The sequence below is a fragment of the Granulicella sp. L60 genome (genome assembly GCF_009765825.1).
In the GTDB taxonomy this organism is placed as follows: Bacteria; Acidobacteriota; Terriglobia; order Terriglobales; family Acidobacteriaceae; genus Edaphobacter.
Genome location: NZ_LMUR01000018.1, coordinates 1,064,642 through 1,083,094, shown reverse-complemented (window position 1 = coordinate 1,083,094; position 18,453 = coordinate 1,064,642). Strand labels below are relative to the sequence as shown.

At 59.8% G+C, this 18,453-nt stretch carries 13 protein-coding genes; 8 read left to right on the top strand and 5 right to left on the bottom strand.

Features of this window, described 5'->3' with window-relative positions; translation table 11 throughout:
• Nucleotides 1–301: 301 nt before the first annotated feature.
• Nucleotides 302–2,410, bottom strand: a complete 2,109-nt coding sequence (locus tag GSQ82_RS14785) for a prolyl oligopeptidase family protein (RefSeq protein WP_158792994.1) — start codon at nucleotides 2,408–2,410, stop codon at nucleotides 302–304.
• A 415-nt stretch (nucleotides 2,411–2,825) separates the two neighbouring features.
• Between GSQ82_RS14785 and GSQ82_RS14780 the strand changes: the two genes are divergently transcribed.
• Nucleotides 2,826–3,857 (top strand): VWA domain-containing protein, encoded by a 1,032-nt coding sequence (locus GSQ82_RS14780; RefSeq protein ID WP_158792993.1) that lies wholly within the window; start codon nucleotides 2,826–2,828, stop codon nucleotides 3,855–3,857.
• Between the two features lie 177 nt (nucleotides 3,858–4,034).
• The gene (locus GSQ82_RS14775) at nucleotides 4,035–5,894 is read left to right on the top strand and encodes a diguanylate cyclase (RefSeq protein WP_158792992.1); all 1,860 of its coding nucleotides are present in this window, start codon (nucleotides 4,035–4,037) and stop codon (nucleotides 5,892–5,894) included.
• Between the two features lie 39 nt (nucleotides 5,895–5,933).
• On the opposite strand, the gene GSQ82_RS14770 is transcribed toward GSQ82_RS14775, so the two are convergent.
• Both GSQ82_RS14770 and GSQ82_RS14765 read right to left on the bottom strand, forming a co-directional pair.
• On the bottom strand, nucleotides 5,934–6,326 hold the full coding sequence (locus tag GSQ82_RS14770; RefSeq protein WP_158792991.1) for a LysM peptidoglycan-binding domain-containing protein: 393 nt from the start codon (nucleotides 6,324–6,326) through the stop codon (nucleotides 5,934–5,936).
• Nucleotides 6,327–6,442: 116 nt separating this feature from the next.
• On the bottom strand, nucleotides 6,443–6,850 hold the full coding sequence (locus GSQ82_RS14765; protein ID WP_158792990.1) for a YidB family protein: 408 nt from the start codon (nucleotides 6,848–6,850) through the stop codon (nucleotides 6,443–6,445).
• A 207-nt stretch (nucleotides 6,851–7,057) separates the two neighbouring features.
• Between GSQ82_RS14765 and nhaA the strand changes: the two genes are divergently transcribed.
• The gene (gene nhaA, locus GSQ82_RS14760; RefSeq protein WP_158792989.1) at nucleotides 7,058–8,446 is read left to right on the top strand and encodes a Na+/H+ antiporter NhaA; all 1,389 of its coding nucleotides are present in this window, start codon (nucleotides 7,058–7,060) and stop codon (nucleotides 8,444–8,446) included.
• Here nhaA and GSQ82_RS14755 read toward each other — a convergent pair.
• Nucleotides 8,443–8,955 (bottom strand): hypothetical protein, encoded by a 513-nt coding sequence (locus GSQ82_RS14755; protein ID WP_158792988.1) that lies wholly within the window; start codon nucleotides 8,953–8,955, stop codon nucleotides 8,443–8,445. The genes nhaA and GSQ82_RS14755 overlap by 4 nt on opposite strands.
• A gap of 126 nt (nucleotides 8,956–9,081) precedes the next feature.
• Between GSQ82_RS14755 and GSQ82_RS14750 the strand changes: the two genes are divergently transcribed.
• Both GSQ82_RS14750 and msrB read left to right on the top strand, forming a co-directional pair.
• Nucleotides 9,082–9,492, top strand: a complete 411-nt coding sequence (locus tag GSQ82_RS14750; protein WP_158792987.1) for a RidA family protein — start codon at nucleotides 9,082–9,084, stop codon at nucleotides 9,490–9,492.
• 65 nt (nucleotides 9,493–9,557) lie between these two features.
• Nucleotides 9,558–9,968 (top strand): peptide-methionine (R)-S-oxide reductase MsrB, encoded by a 411-nt coding sequence (gene msrB / locus GSQ82_RS14745; RefSeq protein ID WP_158792986.1) that lies wholly within the window; start codon nucleotides 9,558–9,560, stop codon nucleotides 9,966–9,968.
• A gap of 221 nt (nucleotides 9,969–10,189) precedes the next feature.
• Here the strand turns inward: msrB and rpmB are convergent, their stop codons facing one another.
• Entirely contained in the window at nucleotides 10,190–10,378 is a 189-nt protein-coding gene (rpmB, locus tag GSQ82_RS14740; RefSeq protein WP_158792985.1) for a 50S ribosomal protein L28, read from the bottom strand.
• Between the two features lie 381 nt (nucleotides 10,379–10,759).
• Here rpmB and GSQ82_RS14735 point away from each other — a divergent pair, with 381 nt between their 5' ends.
• The 3 genes from GSQ82_RS14735 to GSQ82_RS14725 are packed head-to-tail and all read left to right on the top strand — an operon-like array spanning nucleotide 10,760 to nucleotide 18,452.
• Nucleotides 10,760–12,004: an efflux RND transporter periplasmic adaptor subunit gene (locus GSQ82_RS14735; protein ID WP_158792984.1), complete on the top strand. Its 1,245-nt coding sequence runs from the start codon at nucleotides 10,760–10,762 to the stop codon at nucleotides 12,002–12,004.
• Complete coding sequence (locus GSQ82_RS14730) at nucleotides 12,001–15,324, top strand: efflux RND transporter permease subunit (RefSeq protein WP_158792983.1); 3,324 nt, start codon at nucleotides 12,001–12,003, stop codon at nucleotides 15,322–15,324. Before GSQ82_RS14735 ends, GSQ82_RS14730 begins: the two co-directional genes overlap by 4 nt.
• Nucleotides 15,321–18,452, top strand: coding sequence for an efflux RND transporter permease subunit (locus GSQ82_RS14725; RefSeq protein WP_158792982.1), 3,132 nt, complete (start codon nucleotides 15,321–15,323; stop codon nucleotides 18,450–18,452). Before GSQ82_RS14730 ends, GSQ82_RS14725 begins: the two co-directional genes overlap by 4 nt.
• Nucleotide 18,453 lies beyond the last annotated feature (1 nt).

The following is an 18,453-nucleotide window of genomic DNA, read 5'->3' as shown; positions in this document are numbered from 1 at the left end:
CTGCATAAATAGGACGCGCGGCACAAAGCATCGGATTCAAATTTCCGCCGACCTGAAACAGATAAGCAGCCCCATTCGGGGGTCTGCGAATATACACCAAAGCGGAATAACCTTTAGTATCTTCGCGAAATCGCCTCAACTCGCAACCACGCACCACCGCGCATTCGAAGAGGTATTGCACAGAGAAGTACCCGGAGCATCTTCGCTATCATTAGAAAACTGTCGTCATTCTGAGCGAAGCGAAGAACCCTGTATTTTGCTGAAGCGCCACCCCACTCAGGAAGACGCTCCAGCAATCCAGCTACACCCCTAAAGCACTCGCCATAAACGCATACTGATCAACCGTCGCCTCAATCCGTTTACTCAGCGGCATCCCCGCACCATGTCCCGCGCGCGTCTCCACCCGAATCAGCACAGGACTCCCGCCCTGCACCTGTGCCGCCTGCAACGCAGCCGTGTACTTGAAGCTGTGCGCCGGATACACCCGGTCGTCATGGTCGCCCGTCGTAATCAGCGTCGCCGGATACGCCACGCCCGCACGAATATTATGCAGCGGCGAGTACTTGTAGATCGCCGCAAACTCTTCCGCACTCTCCGACGGCGAACCATACTCCGCCTTCCACGCCCAGCCGATCGTGAACTGATCGAACCGCAGCATATCCATCACACCCACCGCCGCCACCACCGCGCCAAACAACTCCGGACGCTGTAGCTCGCAAGCCGCCACCAGCAGCCCGCCGTTGCTCCCACCGGAGATCGCAAGCCTCCCCGGCGACGTGTACTTATGCGCAATCAGCCACTCCGCCCCGGCGATGAAATCGTCAAAGACATTCTGCTTCTTCACGCCCACTCCAGCCTCGTGCCACGCCTCGCCATACTCGCCGCCGCCGCGCAATCCCGGCTGCGCATACACGCCGCCCCTCTCCATCCACATCACATGCGAAGGCGAAAACTCCGGCATCAGCGGAATGTTGAATCCGCCATACGCATACAGCAGCGTCGGCGCCGTACCATCCAGCGTCAGCCCCTTCTTGTGGCTCACAAACATCGGCACCCGCGTGCCATCCTTGCTCGTATAAAACACCTGCGTCGTCTCATACAGCTTCGGGTCGAACAACAGCTTCGGCTGCCGATACACCGCAGACGTAAGCGTCTTCATGTCCAGCCGATACACCGTGCTCGGCATCGTAAAGTTGCTGAACTGATAAAACGTCTCCGTATCCGTGCGAAGCCCGCCGAATCCGCCCGCCGTTCCAATCGCAGGCAGCACCAGCTCCTCCATCGGCCTGCCATCCCGCGCATACAACACCACGCGGCTCTGCGCATCCGCAAGATAGTCCGCGATAAACGTGTCGTTGATCATCGACACATCGTCCAGGTTGTTCTCACTCTCCGGAATCACCGTCGTCCAGTGCTCCCGCGCAGGCTTGCCCAGGTTCACCGCGATCACCTTGCCGTTCGGCGCGTCCAGCGTCGTCCGCAGCCAGAACGTCGTCTCATCGTTCGCAATCGGCGCATACACCGCATCCGGACTACCGATCAGCTCCATCCACGCCCCGGCAGCGTCGCGCAGGTCCCGCACCGCCAGCGTATTGTTCGGACTCGTTCCCTTGCTCTGGTACATCAGCACGTAGCGCCCATCGTCGGTCACCATCGCGCCCAGATTGATCTCGCCATCGTCCGGCCGCTCGAATACCAGCTCATCCGCACTCTGCGCCGTTCCCAGCCGATGCAGATAAACCTTATGAAAACGGTTCGCCGTTTTCAGCGCCTCAGCCTCCGCATCCGCCGCAGGCTGGTCGTAGCGCGAGTAGAAGAATCCACTCCCATCTTTCAGCCACGCCGCCCCGCTGAACTTCGACCACTCCACCAGATCTTGCAGATCCTCACCCGTCGTCACATTCCGCACCCGCCACTTCACCCAGTCGCTGCCCGCATCCGCAATCGAGTAAGCCGCCAGCGCCCCATCGTCCGTAATGCTGAGCCCGCTGATCGCCACCGTCCCATCTTCCGAGAAAGTATTCGGGTCCAGCAACACCTTCGGCTCACCATCCAGCCCCTCGTGCCAGTACAGAACGTTCTGGTTCTGCAGCCCGCTGTTATGCGAGTAGAAGTACCGCGAACCCCTCCGCGCCGGCGCCGTGTAGCGCTCGAAGTTGATCAGCTCCATCAGCCTCTTCTGCATCGTCTCCCGCACCGGCACACGCGCCAGATAGCTCTGCGTCAACTCGTTCTCCGCATCCACCCACGTCTTCAACTCAGCCGAGTCCACATCCTCCATCCAGCGATACGGATCGCTCACCTTCGTGCCAAAGTAGTCGTCCACCTGCTCAACCTCTCGGGCAACCGGGTAGACAGGCTTGAACGTCGTTTCAGCGGAAGAACTCACAGCGGAAAATACAGAGGTCATAACAATTCTTTCCAAAAAAATCGGCAGTCTCTCTGCCGTCTTTCGGACTATACCCCAGAACGATGTCCACCTCGTTGCCGCCTGTTGACCTCCTCAAAGCCACCAACTCACCCCCTCAGCCAGCATCCAGCTAGGATTCCGGCTCCGGCCCAGATACTATCTGGATATCGTCGGCGATATCATCCCCGATATCAACGCCCCCTCTGAAAATAAACTTGAAAAACCTGTCGTACATTTCACCCCCGGAAAAGTGACTGCTTCGCCACCACGTTCACCACACAATCCACCACAACTCACCAGCAACGCACCACGAAAAAACACCGCTTTTCCCAAAAAACCCTTGAAAAGCGCCGCTTCCACCAGGACCGACTTTTTTCATACAAATTCGAAAAGACCCTCCGGTTAGACTGGAGCCATGCGGCCCTGTCTCCATGCCATCCTCCTCTGCCTCTGCACCCTGACCGCGATGGCCCAGGACACACCCGCACCCGCAGCGCCCGCAGCCGCACCCGGCGACCAGGACTTCACCCTCAGGACCCAATCCAACATCGTCCTCGTCCCCACCACCGTCCAGACCAAGCACGGCGACGTCATCTACACCCTGAAACCCGAGCAGTTCGTCGTTGAAGACAATGGAGTTCCCCAACAGATCCACCTCGACGAAGACACCGACTCCCTCGGCCTCTCGCTCGTCGTCGTCGTCCAGTGCAGCCGCTCCGCAGGCTGGGAATTCCCCAAGCTCAGCGGCCTCGCCTCCATGATCGACGGCATCGCCGGAGACGCCCCCCGCGAGGTCGCCGTCGTCGAATACGGCTCCGCCCCGCTCCTGCTCGGCAAGTTCTCCACCAGCATGGAGAAGACCGGCAGCGCTCTCTCCCAGCTCGAGCCCTGCGACGACCCCGACGCCTCCACCCTCGACGCCGTAGACTACGCCGCCAGGCTCCTCGAAGCCCGCCAGAATCACTACCGCCACGCCATCCTGCTCATCAGCGAGACTCGCGACCACGGCAGCCAAATCAAAGCAGCCCAGGTAGTTGCAACGCTCGGACGAACCAACACCGTCGTCGACTCCGTAGCCTTCGGACCCGGTAAGACCGAGGTCATGAGCGACCTGAAGTACGGTGGCGGCAGCGGCCCGCTCGGCCTCCTCGTCATGGCCGTCAACGCCCTGAAAAAGAATGCCTCCCACGAACTAGCCGCCCTCTCCGGAGGCGAATACATCAACTTCACCACGCAAAAAGGCTTCGACGAAGGCCTGCACCAACTCTCCAATCACGTCCACAACTACTACCTTCTCAGCTTCCAGCCCCACACCGAAGCCAACGGCAGTCCAACTCCCGGCATGCACAGAATCCGTGTAAAGATCCCCGATTATCCCGACGCACGCATCCGTTTTCGAGAGAGCTACTTCGCCGGCGAGCTGGACGCAGCAGCGGCACCCGACTGAGAAGCATAGAGAGAATCGCCGCATAAGAGACAAAAATTGCCGCATCGGGTTCGTGTTCCAACATTGTCTTTCTGCATCGCTTTCATAGGCCTAATCTGCCGAAAGAGAACATACTGAAAGCCTGACCACGTCGGCATCAACGCTCGCCGCCGTAAAAAGATCGATAGCAGTGACTGAATGATGACGACTTATCTCGATCCTGAAACCGCGGAGTATCGCTCACTACCTTATCTGCCGCCTCTTCGACGACTAGCATGGGTAGCGCTGGCGCTGTTCTGCTTTTCGACAGCGGGAACGCTGCTGAACTTGCGAAGCTGGAGATTGGATGGCGTCACGATCCTGTGGCCCTCGAACGGTCTCCTGCTTGGTATGCTCCTGACCACCCCGCGGAGGCAGTGGCCTGCCTATCTGGCCGTGGGCTTCGGCATCGACCTGGGCATCAATATGGCCCTGACGTTCGCCCTCCCGTCATCGTCGTACCTCGCCTTCTGCAACATGCTGGAGGCAGGACTCGCGGCACAGCTCATGTACCGCACCATCTCCCCAAACCCCGACCTGACGCAGCGCAAGCAGTTTTTGTCCCTCTTGTCGTACGGCGTGGTCCTTGCACCTGCCGTAGCTTCACTGCTGGCCCAGCTCAACCGCTCGGGCGCACAGGCCATGCCGATGATCAACGCCTTCCGGCACTGGTTCGCCGCCGATGCACTGGGCATAGCCGTCATCACTCCGCTCTATCTCTCCTACACCGCGCGCGACCGGTTTCCCGGACGATCACGGCTGGAGATCGCAGGCCTTCTGGCCCTTCTGAGCGCCGTCGCGGTCGCCGTATTCTGGCAGACGCGGGTTCCTGTCCTGTTCCTCGTACTTCCTGTGCTTCTCGCCCTCGGCGTGCGTCTACGGCTGGTCGGCTCCGCGCTGGGGCTCTTGATCGTGTCGATCATCGGAGGATTTTTTACGATCGCCGGATACGGTCCAATTGCGCTCATGCGCACCAATTCGATAACAACCCGGACCGTCATGCTGCAGTTCTTCGTGGCAACCTCGATGCTCGTTCTATACGTCGTCGAAGTCGTCACCGCTGAGCGGGAACGTCTACAGAGCAACTTGGTCGACAGCGAGACACGCTTTCGTCTCCTGGCCGAGGCTTCGAATGACATCATCGTCCTCTCCGACCTCGCCGGTACCCGGCACTACGTATCGCCCGCAGTACGATCGATGCTCGGCTGGGAGCCGGAGGAGCTGCTGGGGCATAACTACCATCAGATCGTCCATCCGGATGATCTTGACGCCATGCGTTCTCTCATTACGTCCTGCAGGTCTGGAAATCCGGCCGGAACCCTGATCTACCGCTGCTTCAAGAAAGACGGTGGTTTTCTGTGGCTGGAGGCCAACATCCGCCTGTATCGAGACTCCGTCACAGGCGCGCCCAGCGGCTTCGTCAATGTTGTAAGAGACGTCTCCAAGCGGAAGGCCACCGAGGACGAACTGAACCTGCAGGTCCGCCAGGCCCAGGATCTCGCCATGGTGGATGGTCTCACTGGGATCGCCAACCGCCGCCACTTCGACGAGACCATCGACCGCGAGTGGAAGCGGACGATGCGGGACGGAGGCGAGCTCTCGCTCCTGATGATCGATGTCGATCACTTCAAGCCGTACAACGACCTCTACGGCCACATCATGGGGGATGAATGCCTGCGCGCTATCGCAGAGACCACGCAGAGTGTCATTCATCGCGCCACCGACCTCTTCGCGCGCTACGGCGGAGAGGAGTTCGCGGTCGTTCTCCCAAGTACCGACGTCTACGGAGCCCACATGGTCGCCGAGCAGATCCGAGCTGCCGTGGAGCGCCGCGGACTGTCTCACCCGGCAAATCCGCACGGCGTAGTCACAGTCAGCGTCGGATGCGCCACTCAGGGCCTAAGTTTCGACTCCACGCCCATCTCCCTGCTGAAAGCCGCCGACGACGCTCTCTATCGTGCGAAGTCGTACGGGCGCAACCGGGTGGAGATCGCAGAACCGATGCGGATTGAAGTTTAGGTTCATTCCACACCAGCTGCGCCCAGAGACTGCCGCAGACTAGGTGAGCACAGGCAGCTGCAGCGTGGTGCCGATAGGAACCTTATTAGGATCGGCGATGTTGTTCGCCTGCGCGATCTGCGGGTACTTATTCGCATTGCCATAGAAGAGCAGACTGATCGCCGAGAGCGTATCGCCCGACTTGATGGTATAGGGCTGGGTCTCGCCGCCGGTGGTGCCAATCTCATGATGAAGATCGGAGTAGGTGGGGTCGCACTTCTTGATGTAGCCCCAGATGCGGTTGGCAACGACGGTGGAGGGAACGGTGCCTCGAATGTGGAGCTGCTCACCGGTCAGGTCGACCGTCTCCAGGGTGGCTCCGTACGGAATAAACTTTTCGATGCCTTCAATGACCGGGGCGTACTTCTGTTTCAACTGATCAAGATCTGCCATCTCTAAACCTCTTTCGTCTCAGTGCGACCGATTTTGTAAGGTTCTTCGTGTCAATTTAGACGCATAAAACCGCACGCCCGTCCGGTATGGAGGGCCAGCGGAGCAAAATGCTTCGATTAGACGAACTTGCTGAGGAGTTGCTGCGCCATGCTGCCCATCGAGCTTGTAGGCGCTGCCTGTCCATTCGGCGCGAAGTGCTGGATCACCATCGGCAGAACCGTTGCAAGCGCCACCTGGACCACCTGTGGCGAGACGCCCGCCTTCTCCGCAGTCTTTTCAATCAGGCCCGTGCCACCAAGACCCTGCTGAACCTGGTCCGGAGTAGCCGTCGCCGTCTGGCCCGAGGCCCACGAGCCGACGTGCTCCGCCATACCGTTGTTCTTGAATGCATCGAGGACGCCCTGAATGCCCTCAGGATGCTGGGTGAGTGCTTCAATGAAGCCGCCGGCAACCTTCGCCTGGTCGGTCCCTGCCGCCGCGCCAGTCTGCCCGGCCAGCGATTGGATCATATCCATGATTCCCATAGTTTTGCACCTCGCGACCAATATATGTCCGATCCCCGCACAATGCCGCCGGTTTCCAGAAATATTTATCGACTTGTCATTGGATCAATGTTGAAGCCAGCCTGTGGCTCCGCAGATTTCGCTGTACTCTAGCGGCTAAGGTAAGAACGTCTGACCTGTAGTATCTCCCTGACGTGCCTAGCGTAACGTTCCGGAAGGAGTCTCTCCATGGAAGAGTTGCTGCCCACAGGACCGAGAGAGCCTCTTCCGAGGACGACCTCGACCCGTACTCCCATCGATGTTTTGACCAGCCCCTTCACGCGCTTTGCCCAGATAGAAGCATCTGGCGGAGTCGTGCTGCTGGCCGCAACCATCCTCGCCCTACTCTGGGCCAACTCACCGTGGGAGCACAGTTACCACGCCATCTGGGAGCAGGAGTTCACCGCAAGGGTAGGACAGACCGTGCTCACCTGGAGCCGCCATCTATGGGTCAACGACGGCCTGATGTCCATCTTCTTCTTCCTCGTCGGCCTGGAGATCAAACGTGAACTGTTGATCGGCGAGCTGTCATCCTTCAGGCAGGCAGCCTTTCCGTTTATAGCGGCAGTGGGAGGGTGCGTATTGCCTGCCGCACTCTATCTCACGCTGAATCACGGCGGGGCAGAAGCGCGTGCATGGGGCATTCCAATGGCGACAGACATCGCGTTTGCGCTTGGCATCCTCGCGCTGCTGGGCGACCGCGTACCCGTATCGCTGAAGCTCTTCGTCGCCGCACTGGCCATCGCAGACGACATCGTCGCCGTACTTGTGATTGCAGTCTTCTACACGGCTCACCTCAGCTTCGGCTATTTGGCATTCGGTGTCGTAGGACTTGGCATCTCCTATGCCGCAAACAAGATTGGCATACGAAACCCCTGGATCTACGCCATGATCGGCATCGTCGTGTGGTTTGCGGTGATGCAGTCGGGCGTACACGCAACCATCGCGGGTGTCCTTATGGCACTGACCATCCCCTGTCGTCAATCGAACGACGAGCCGCGTTTCCGGGCGAAGATGCAACGCCTGCTGGATCGCTTTTCAGCGGCGGCACCTGACTCCAGCGAAGCGCAGGCGGCGCTGCACTCCATGGAACAGCAGTGCATCCTCATGGAGTCGCCTCTGCACCGGATCGAACACGCGCTTCAGCCCTGGGTCAGCTTCGCCATCATGCCTCTCTTCGCATTTTCGAACGCGGGCGTTCACGTCCTCGGACACTTCATCGCCTCCGCAAAGCATTCAGTCACTCTGGGTGTCGCCTTCGGACTGCTTCTTGGAAAGCCCTTCGGAATCACCACCTTCGCATGGGCGGCCGAAAAGGTGAAGATAGCCACACGGCCTGCAGGCATCGACTGGATGCAGATCTTCGCGGCGAGCTGGATCTGCGGCATCGGCTTTACGATGTCCTTGTTTATTGCGGCACTGGCGCTGCCGGAGGGCGGCCCGCAAGACTTTGCGAAGATTGGAACCCTCGCCGGATCCATCGCGGCAGGCGCCATAGGCTGTTTTCTACTTCTAAGATCCAAAGATCGAACCCACCAAAACGACCTTCAGACATCCGAAGCTTCGGATGTTCTTTAGCGGCGCGAGTCCCACGTGACGCAGTTCTGTGTCGGATCGGTGGTGTTCAGCGCCTGGCAGCTTGCGACGCTGGTCACCTGCGGAACCTTGCCGCCAAAGGGCGTCAGCTTCGGAGGACCCAGCGGCCCGAGCGTGGTCCCATCCCAGGATGTCGCGGTGAGAGTACCGTGCTTGAACGTAAACACGAGTGCCTCAGGAAGCGGCTTGTCGCTGGAAGCAGTAGCAGGTCCTTCGCCATGGGCAGCATCGTAGGTAAGGGTAACGTTCTTGCCGTCACGCTTCCAGTGGCCGTGCCAGGTCTCTGCATCCTTGCCGTGCCATTTCTGCTGGAGAATAGCGGTGCCGTCGGTAGCGAACTCGATGACAACAACGCGATGAACCTCAGAGGAGATGCCGCCGCTGCCGGAGTAAAACGTCTTGAGCTTCTCCGCCGCGTGGGCCGAGGTGGAGAGAGTCACGAAGGCCAAGACAAGAGCAGCCAGTAAGCAGAGACGGATGGAGGCGCGCATGAGAGCCATCCTATCGAAAGTCAAAGCCAGTGTAAGAATTTTTCCAGAAACGTACACATCGGCGAAGATCCACGAGAGAATAGCCGTTGATTTTCAGCCGGCGAAGAACAAGATAGACTTAGCGGCATGAGCGATCAAAGCAAGACTCAAGGCAAGACTGCAATCTCCACTAAAGAAGCCCCAGCGGCGATTGGACCGTACTCCCAGGCAGTGCGTGTTGGCGACATGTTGTTTGCATCCGGGCAGGTCGGTCTGGACCCCGCCACCGGCCAGATGGTCACCGGCGGCGTCACCGAACAGACGGTGCGCGTGCTCGAAAATGTAAAAGCCGTTCTTGCCGCGGCTGGCCTTGGCTTTCAGAACGTTTTGAAGACCACCGTTTATCTGAAGTCGATGGGTGACTTCGCGGCCATGAATGAGGTCTACGCACGCTATCTTGCCCCCGAAGGCGTCGTTCCTCCAGCCCGATCGACCGTAGCCGTAGCAGGTCTACCGAAGGATGCGCTGGTCGAGATTGAGGTCATCGCAAAGGGCTAGACCAGCCGACCGGATGAAGCAAAACGTACAGCCAGGCATCTAATCTTCAGACGGCAGGAGGAAAAATGGCAGAGACAACAAAGATCGAGAAGGTACACAAGACCGACGCCGAGTGGCGCGAGATTCTAACTCCGGAGCAGTTCCACGTCATGCGCGAGGGCGGAACTGAGCGTCCCTTCACCGGCGCGCTCGTGAACAACCACGAGGATGGAATCTACCACTGCGGAGCCTGCAACGCACCGCTCTTCACCTCGGACAAGAAGTTCGAGTCGGGAAGCGGATGGCCAAGCTTCTGGAACCCGGTCTCTCCCGATGCGATCCAGAGCATCGAAGATAAGTCATTTGGCATGCGCCGGGTCGAGGTACAGTGCGCCACCTGCGGAGCGCATCTGGGACACGTATTTCCCGACGGCCCCAAGCCGACCGGACTACGCTACTGCATCAATAGCGCGTCGCTAGGCTTCAGCAAACAATAAACCAACCACCACCAGTCTGCCCGATTGGTGGTGGCAAAATGTCCCAAGCGACCAACGGGAGCCCCACCCGAAGGGGTATACAAATCACGAAGTGATCGCCGCCCGCGCAGGGCGACCGGTCGTCAGTGGGTATCCTTCACACAAAACTAGAAAAACAGGAAAAGCCCCAGCCGTCTATTAAACGGCTGGGGCGTCGTATCTCTGAAAGTCTTGGGTGTAGCTTAGCCTTTGATGATTTTGCCGGTCTTGATGCAGCTGGTGCACACACGCATGCGCTTGCTGGCGCCGTTGACCTGTGCCTTTACCGGCCGCAGATTTACATTCCAGCGGCGACGGGTGGTGTTGTGGGCGTGAGAGATGTTGTTGCCGAACTGCGGGCCTTTGCCGCAAAGATCACATTTTTGTGCCATGACGAAGTTGCTCCAATCCTGAATCGCAGAAGATCTCCGGGCGATGAAGCCTGAGTGAAAGAAAAACTCAAACAATGCCGGGGGAAGACCTCAGGTACAAGGAGAGCGAGCTCCAGACCTCTACCGAGTGAACGGTAGTCTGCCGATTGGGTAATCATACCATGAAGAGCAGGGCAAGCTCAATCGAACAGAGGCAGGAAACATCAGAGCGGTCAGCGGGTTGCGGATTTGAAGCCCTGAAAGCTGATTTCACAAATCTTTTGACAGCGGAAGTCGCGAAGCTGAGTCTTTTAATACATGTGCATCCGTCGATAGACTAGCTGTAGGTAGCAACAGACTGCGCGTTCAGTCCGAAACTTCAACTGTGGCAAGGGAGACGTATTGCCAGCCGATCCAAATAAATACCCCATCATTGGGGCCGACCATCAACTGCCGGCTCCTGCTCCTGCTCCGACCCATAAAGTTTCCCGGGTCATCGTGTGGATTGCTCTTCTTCTTGTCTTTGGTGCAGCATTTTTTCTGGTCCTGAGACATCACGAGGATACAAGTAAGCAAGCCTCGTCTCCGCGGCATGGAGCTGCCGGAGGCCCCGTCGCCGTCACCACCGCCACCGCGACCCAAGGCAACATCGGCGTCTACCTGGACTCGATCGGCACGGTCACACCCGTGTACACCTCCTCGATCACTAGCCAGGCCACCGGCCCGGTCATCGCCGTACACTTCACCGAAGGCCAGATCGTCCGCAAAGGCGATCCGCTGGTCGATATCGATCCGCGTCCCTACCAGGCGACGCTGCTGCAGGCGCAGGGATCGCTCGAGCGCGATGAAGCCGTTCTGGCTCAGGCCAAGATGGACGTCGAACGCTACCGCGATGCCTGGTCCAGAAACGCCATTCCAAAGCAGACCCTCGATGACCAGGAGAAGGTGGTGCTGCAGGATGAGGGCACCGTCAGGAATGATCAGGGCACCGTCCAGCTCGATCAGGTCCAGCTCAGCTACTGCCACATCACAGCGCCCATCTCGGGTCGCGTCGGCCTGCGTCTGGTCGATCCCGGCAACGTCGTCCAGTCCACCGGAACCACGACCCTCGCCGTCATCACTCAGCTTCAGCCCATTACCGTCATCTTCACCATTCCCGAAGATAACCTTAGCCAGGTGCAGCCGCGTCTGCGCCAACACGCGAAGCTTCCCGTCGACGCATACGACCGCGCCGCACTCAAGCAGATCGCGACCGGAACCCTGTTGACGTTGGATAATCAGATCGACACCACCACCGGCACCGTGAAGGCTCGAGCCCAGTTCGACAACAAGGACTCCATGCTCTTCCCGAACGAGTTTGTGAATGCGCGCCTGCTCGTCAACACCTTGCAGAACGCGACCCTGATTCCAACCTCCGCGGTCCAGCACAACGGCACAGCGTCATTCGTCTACGTTATTCAGGACAACGTCGCCCACATGCGGTCGGTGAAGACAAGCGTGACCGAAGGCGACAACTCGGCCGTCACCGGAGTCAATCCCGGCGATGTCCTTGCCGACAGCAGCTTCGACCGGCTGCAGGACAAATCCAAGATCACCGTCTCCAAGACCCCCATCCCAGCCAACCCAAGTGGGAGTAATGCTCCTTGAGTCCTTCGCGTCCGTTTATTCTTCGCCCCGTTGCGACGTCGTTGCTCATGGCTGCCATCCTGCTCGTCGGCATTGTCAGCTACACCCAGCTGCCTGTCTCCGCGCTTCCTGAGGTCGACTACCCGACCATCCAGGTCCTGACGTTCTACCCCGGCGCAAGCCCGCAGGTCATGGCGACTACGGTCACAGCCCCGCTCGAGCGTCAGTTCGGCGAGCTGCAGGGTCTGAATCAGATGACCTCGACCAGCTCCGGCGGCACCTCCGTCGTTGTGCTCCAGTTCAATCTCGCCCTCAACATCGACATCGCGGAAGAAGAAGTTCAGTCGGCGATCAACGCATCGCAGAGCTTCCTCCCCGCCAACCTCCCCGCGCCGCCGATCTACAGCAAGACCAACCCAGCCGACGCGCCCGTGCTCACCCTCGCCATCACCTCAACCACCGTCCCGTTGTCGCAGGTGGAAGACCTCGTAGACACGCGCCTCGCCCCCAAGATCTCGCAGCTAAGCGGCGTTGGACTGGTCAGCATCAGCGGAGGCCAGAAGCCCGCGGTGCGCATCCAGGCGAACCCAACCGCACTCTCCTCCTACGGCATCAATCTCGAAGACCTGCGCACGGCGGTCTCCGAAGCCAGCGTGAACCAGGCGAAGGGAAACTTCGACGGCCCGCGCCAGGACTATCAGATCGACGCGAACGACCAGCTGGTCACAAGTCAGGACTACCGAAGCGTCGTCGTCGCCTACCGCAACGGCGCACCCGTCATGCTCACTGACGTCGCTCACATCGTCGATGGCGTCGAAAACAGTACCCAGGCCGCGTGGATGAACATGACGCCGGCGGTGATCCTCAACGTCCAGCGCCAGCCCGGCGGAAATACCATCACCGTCGTCAAGAGCATCAAGCAACTGCTCCCGCAGCTTGAGGCCAACCTTCCCAAAGGCATCGAGATCACCACCCTCACCGACCTCACCACGCCAATTCAGGCCTCGGTCAGCGACGTCGAGTTCGAGCTCCTCCTCACCATCGGCCTCGTGGTCATGGTCATCTTCCTCTTCCTGCGAAACCTCTACGCGACTATCATCCCCAGCGTTGCGGTTCCACTGTCCTTGGTCGGCACCTTTGCGGCCATGTACGCGCTCGGCTACAGTCTGGACAATCTCTCGCTCATGGCGCTGACCATCTCGACCGGCTTCGTGGTCGATGACGCCATCGTGATGGTCGAGAACATCTCGCGTTACCTCGAAGAGGGCGAGCCCCCCATGCAGGCGGCCCTCAAAGGCGCAGAGCAGATCGGTTTCACCATCCTCTCGCTCACCGTCTCGCTCATCGCCGTGCTGATTCCCCTACTCTTCATGGGCGACGTCGTTGGCCGCCTCTTCCGCGAGTTTGCCGTAACCCTCGCCGTAACCATCGTGGTATCGGCGGTCGTCTCGCTCACTCTTACCCCGATGATGGCGTCGCGCATCCTGAAGCACAATCCCGAAGCCCAGCAGGGACGCTTCTACCAGGCGTCCGAACGCGTCTTCGAAGGAATGATCGCCTTCTACGGTCGCACGCTCAAGGTCGTGCTCCGCTACCAGACCATCACCCTCCTCGTCGCCCTTGCCACCCTGATGCTCACGGTCTACCTCTACGTCATCATCCCCAAGGGATTCTTCCCCGTGCAGGATACGGGCGTCATTCAAGGTATCTCGCAAGCCTCGCAGACCATCGGCTCCAAGGCCATGGCAGAGAAGCAGCAGGAGCTCGCAAAGGTCATCCTTCAGGACCCCGCAGTGGAAAGTCTCTCGTCGTTCATCGGCGCAGACGGAACCAATGTCACCACCAACAGCGGAAGAATGTCGATCAACCTGAAGCCTCTCGATCAGCGCGACCTCAGCGCCTCCGACGTGGTGCGCAGGCTTCAATCCAAATTGAAAGACATCAAAGACATCCAGCTCTTCATGCAGCCGGTGCAGAACATCACCGTCGACGACCGCGTGAGCCGGACGCAATACCAGTACACCCTCGAAGATCCTGACCAGAACGAACTCAACGAATGGACCGGCCGCTTCGTCACCCGCCTGAAGCAGCTGCCTGGCCTCGAAGACGTAGCCACCGATCAACAGGTCGGCGGTCTCGCAGTCTCTCTCGTCATCGACCGCGCCACCGCATCCCGCCTCGGCATCACGCCCACCACCATCGACAACACCCTCTACGATGCCTTCGGCCAGCGCCAGATCAACACGATGTACACGCAGCTCAACCAGTACCACGTCATCCTCGAAGCCCAGCCGCAGTTTCAGATCGATCCCGACAAGCTGAACCACCTCTACGTGCAGTCGAACTCCTCCGCCGGCACGACCGGTGCCGGTGCGGCAACCTCTTCTGCCTCTCAGGGATCGAGCTCGGCCGGATCGAACGCCCTCACCACCTCACCGCTCTTCAATCCATCGGCGAACACCCTCTCTCCTCCAGTCAACGCGCTGACCTCCAGCACCTCGAACGCGACCTCGAGCAAAGGCGCGACGTCGGCAGGAACCACCAGTTCGGCCTACAGCAGCGCCGTTCCACTCAGCGCCTTCTCACACTTCGAGACGACCACTGAAGCACTCTCCATCACCCACCAGGGACAGTTTCCCGCCATCACCGTCTCCTTCAACCTGGGCCCGAACGCCGCTCTCGGTGGTGCCATCACCGATATCACCAAGGTTCAGAAAGACATGAACATGCCTGCGAGTCTGCAGGCTGACTTCCAGGGAACAGCGGCATCGTTCCGTAACTCGCTCTCCAACATGCCGCTTCTCATTCTCGCCGCGCTCGTCACCGTCTACATCGTGCTCGGCGTCCTCTACGAGAGCTTCATCCACCCCATCACCATTCTCTCCACCCTCCCATCCGCCGGAGTAGGCGCGTTCCTCTCGCTCATCCTCTTCCACCAAGATCTAAGCGTGGTCGCCATCATCGGACTCGTCCTATTGATCGGTATCGTGAAGAAGAACGGCATCATGATGGTGGACTTCGCCCTGGAGGCGGAGCGCCATCACGGCAAGACCGCCGCCGAAGCCATCTACGAGGCCTGTCTGCTCCGCTTCCGTCCCATCATGATGACCACGATGGCCGCGCTCCTCGGCGGTCTTCCACTCGCCTTCGGACACGGCATCGGCTCCGAGCTGCGCAGGCCGCTCGGCATCGCCATGGTCGGCGGTCTTCTCCTCAGCCAGATCCTTACCCTCTACACCACCCCCGTCATCTATATCTTCTTCGACAACCTCGGACACCGGTTTTCAAAAAAGAAGGACGCACACGAGGAAGCTGAAGGGGAACCGGCAGGGCAGTCATGAATATCTCCGCACCATTTATTCATCGCCCCGTAGCGACGACGCTGCTCACCATCGCCATCGCCATCGCCGGCGGCATCGCGTTTACGGTTCTGCCCGTCTCTCCGCTTCCGCAGGTTGATTTTCCCACCATCTCCGTTGGCGCCAGTCTCCCCGGAGGCAGCGCCGAGATCATGGCCTCCTCCGTTGCCACGCCACTCGAACGCCAGTTCGGCCACATCGCCGGCGTCACCGAGATGACGTCGACAAGCAGTCTCGGCACCACCTCTGTCACCATCCAGTTCGACCTCAGCCGCAACATCGATGCCGCAGCGCGCGACGTCGAAGCCGCCATCAACGCCGCCCGCACCTATCTCCCGGCCAATCTTCCCGGAAACCCGACCTACAGAAAGGTGAACCCCGCCGACGCGCCCGTCATGATCATCGGCCTCACCTCCGACAAGTACGGCCCCGACAAGCTGTACGACGAAGCGTCCACCATCGTCCAGCAGAAGCTCTCTCAGATTCAGGGCGTAGGCCAGGTGAACCCCGGCGGCGGCGCTCTGCCTTCCGTCCGTGTCGAGGTCAACCCAACCAAGCTCGCAGGCTACGGCCTCGCCATGTCGAACGTGCAGTCCGTCCTGAGCCTGCAGAACTCCAACCTCGCCAAGGGCCAGATCACCAACGGCGATATCTCCGCAGACATCATCGATAACGCGCAGATATCCCACGCCGAAGAGTACAAGCCGATCATCATCGGCTATAACAACGGTTCGGCCGTTCGTCTCTCAGACGTCGCAGACGTCGTCGACTCCACGCAAAACGTTCGCACCTCCGGATATCTCAACGGCAAGCGCGCCGTCATGTTGATCGTCTTTCGACAACCCGGCGCCAACATCATCGACACCAACAATCGCATCCGTGCGCAGCTGCCCTCCATCAAGGCATCCATCCCGCAGGGAATCGACATGACCGTCGTCCTCGATCGCACCACGACCATCAAGGCGTCAGTGAGCGATGTAGAGCGAACCCTCATCATCTCCATCATCCTCGTCATCATCGTCGTCTTCGTCTTCCTCGGGAGCGGCCGTGCCACGCTGATTCCCGCCGTCGCAGTCCCCGTCTCGCTCATCGGCACCTTCGCCGTCATGTACCTCATGGGCTACAGCCTCGACAACCTGTCGCTCATGGCCCTCACCATCTCCACCGGCTTCGTCGTCGACGACGCCATCGTCGTCATGGAGAACATCACCCGCCATCTGGAAGACGGGATGAAGCCCTTTCCCGCCGCCCTCCGAGGCGCAAAGGAGATCGGCTTTACCGTCATCTCCATCAGCATCTCGCTCATCGCCGTCTTCATCCCGCTTCTTCTCATGGGTGGAATCGTCGGCCGCCTCTTCCGCGAGTTTGCCATCACCCTTTCCACCGCCATTCTCGTCTCCATGGTCATCTCGCTCACCACGACGCCGATGATGTGCGCCTACCTTCTTCGCAGCGAGCACGGCAAGAAGCAAGGCCCCTTCCGCCGTATCACCGATGGCTTCTTCGAGTGGATCCTCTCCGTTTATCGACGCAGTCTGCACTGGGTCCTGCAGCACCCCGGCCTCACCCTCACGGTCCTCTTCCTCACTATCCTGCTCAACGTCGCCATCGTCATCAAGATTCCTAAAGGCTTCTTTCCGCAGCAGGACACCGGTTCGCTCGCTGGCGCTGTCCGCGGACCGCAGGACGCCTCGTACTACAAGATGAACAGCGACCTCCAGGTCATCGCCAACATCGTCAAGAAGGATCCAGCGGTAGAAAATGTAATTGACTTCACCGGCGGTCAGGGTGCCACCAATACCGGCAATATGTATGTGACCTTGAAGCCGCTGGACGTGCGCAAGATCGGAGCGGCCGACGTGATCAACCGCCTTCGGCCACAGTTCAACCGCCTCCCGCTCGCATCCACCTTCCTCCAGGCCTCGCAGGACCTCCGCATCGGCGGCCGCTCCAGCAACGCGCTCTATCAGTACACGATTCAGGCCGACAACGTCACCGACCTCTCCCTGTGGGGACCGCGCCTGCTCGCCGAGATGATGCGTCTTCCCGGTTTCCAGGACGTCAGCTCCGACCAGCAGAACGGCGGCCTCGACGAGCGCCTCACCTACGACCGCGTCACAGCGGCAAAGCTGGGCCAGACCTCACAGTCGCTCGACTCCGCACTCTACAGCGCCTTCGGCCAGTCTTTAGTCTCGATCATCTACACCCAACTTAATCAGTACTACGTCGTACTCGAGGTCGCTCCCCCCTACTGGCAAACTCCCGAGGGCCTCAAGGACATCTACTTCCACTCCACCAGCGCCAGCAGCACCACGGCAAGCGGAAACACGCCGCTCTTCACCATGGCGAAGGCCCAGACCAGCACCACCCCTCTCGCGCTCAACCACACCGGCCTCTTTCCCTCGGTCACCGTCTCCTTCAACCTCGCGCCCGGCGTCTCGCTCAGCGATGCAACGCTTGAGATCGCCGAGATGCAGCAGCGCCTTGGCACCCCCAAGTCCGTCCACGGCTTCTTTGCCGGAACGCTCCTCGCCTACCAGCAGTCCTTAGGCACCGAGCCCGTCCTCATCCTCACCGCACTGCTCGCGGTCTACATCGTCCTCGGCGTCCTGTATGAGAGCCTCATTCACCCGCTTACAATCCTCTCCACGCTTCCCTCCGCCAGCGTAGGCGCCATGCTCGCGCTCATGCTCTTCAAAGAAGACCTCAACATCATCTCCATCATCGGTATCGTGCTCCTCATCGGTATCGTGAAGAAGAACGCCATCATGATGATCGACTTCGCCCTCCAGGCAGAGCGCGAAGGAGGCCTCAGCACAGAGGACGCCATCTTCCAGGCCTGCCTCCTGCGCTTCCGTCCCATCCTGATGACCACCATGGCAGCCCTCTTCGGCGCGCTTCCGCTGGCGTTCGGCACCGGCACCGGCTCTGAGCTTCGCCGTCCGCTCGGCATCACCATCGTCGGAGGACTCATCGTCAGCCAGCTCCTCACCCTCTACACCACCCCCGTCGTCTATCTCACGCTCGACCGCCTGCGCCTGCGCGCGATGGGACAGACCCGCGACACCTTTCATCCCACGGACGGCACCGTAGCCGCCGGAGCGGAGTAAA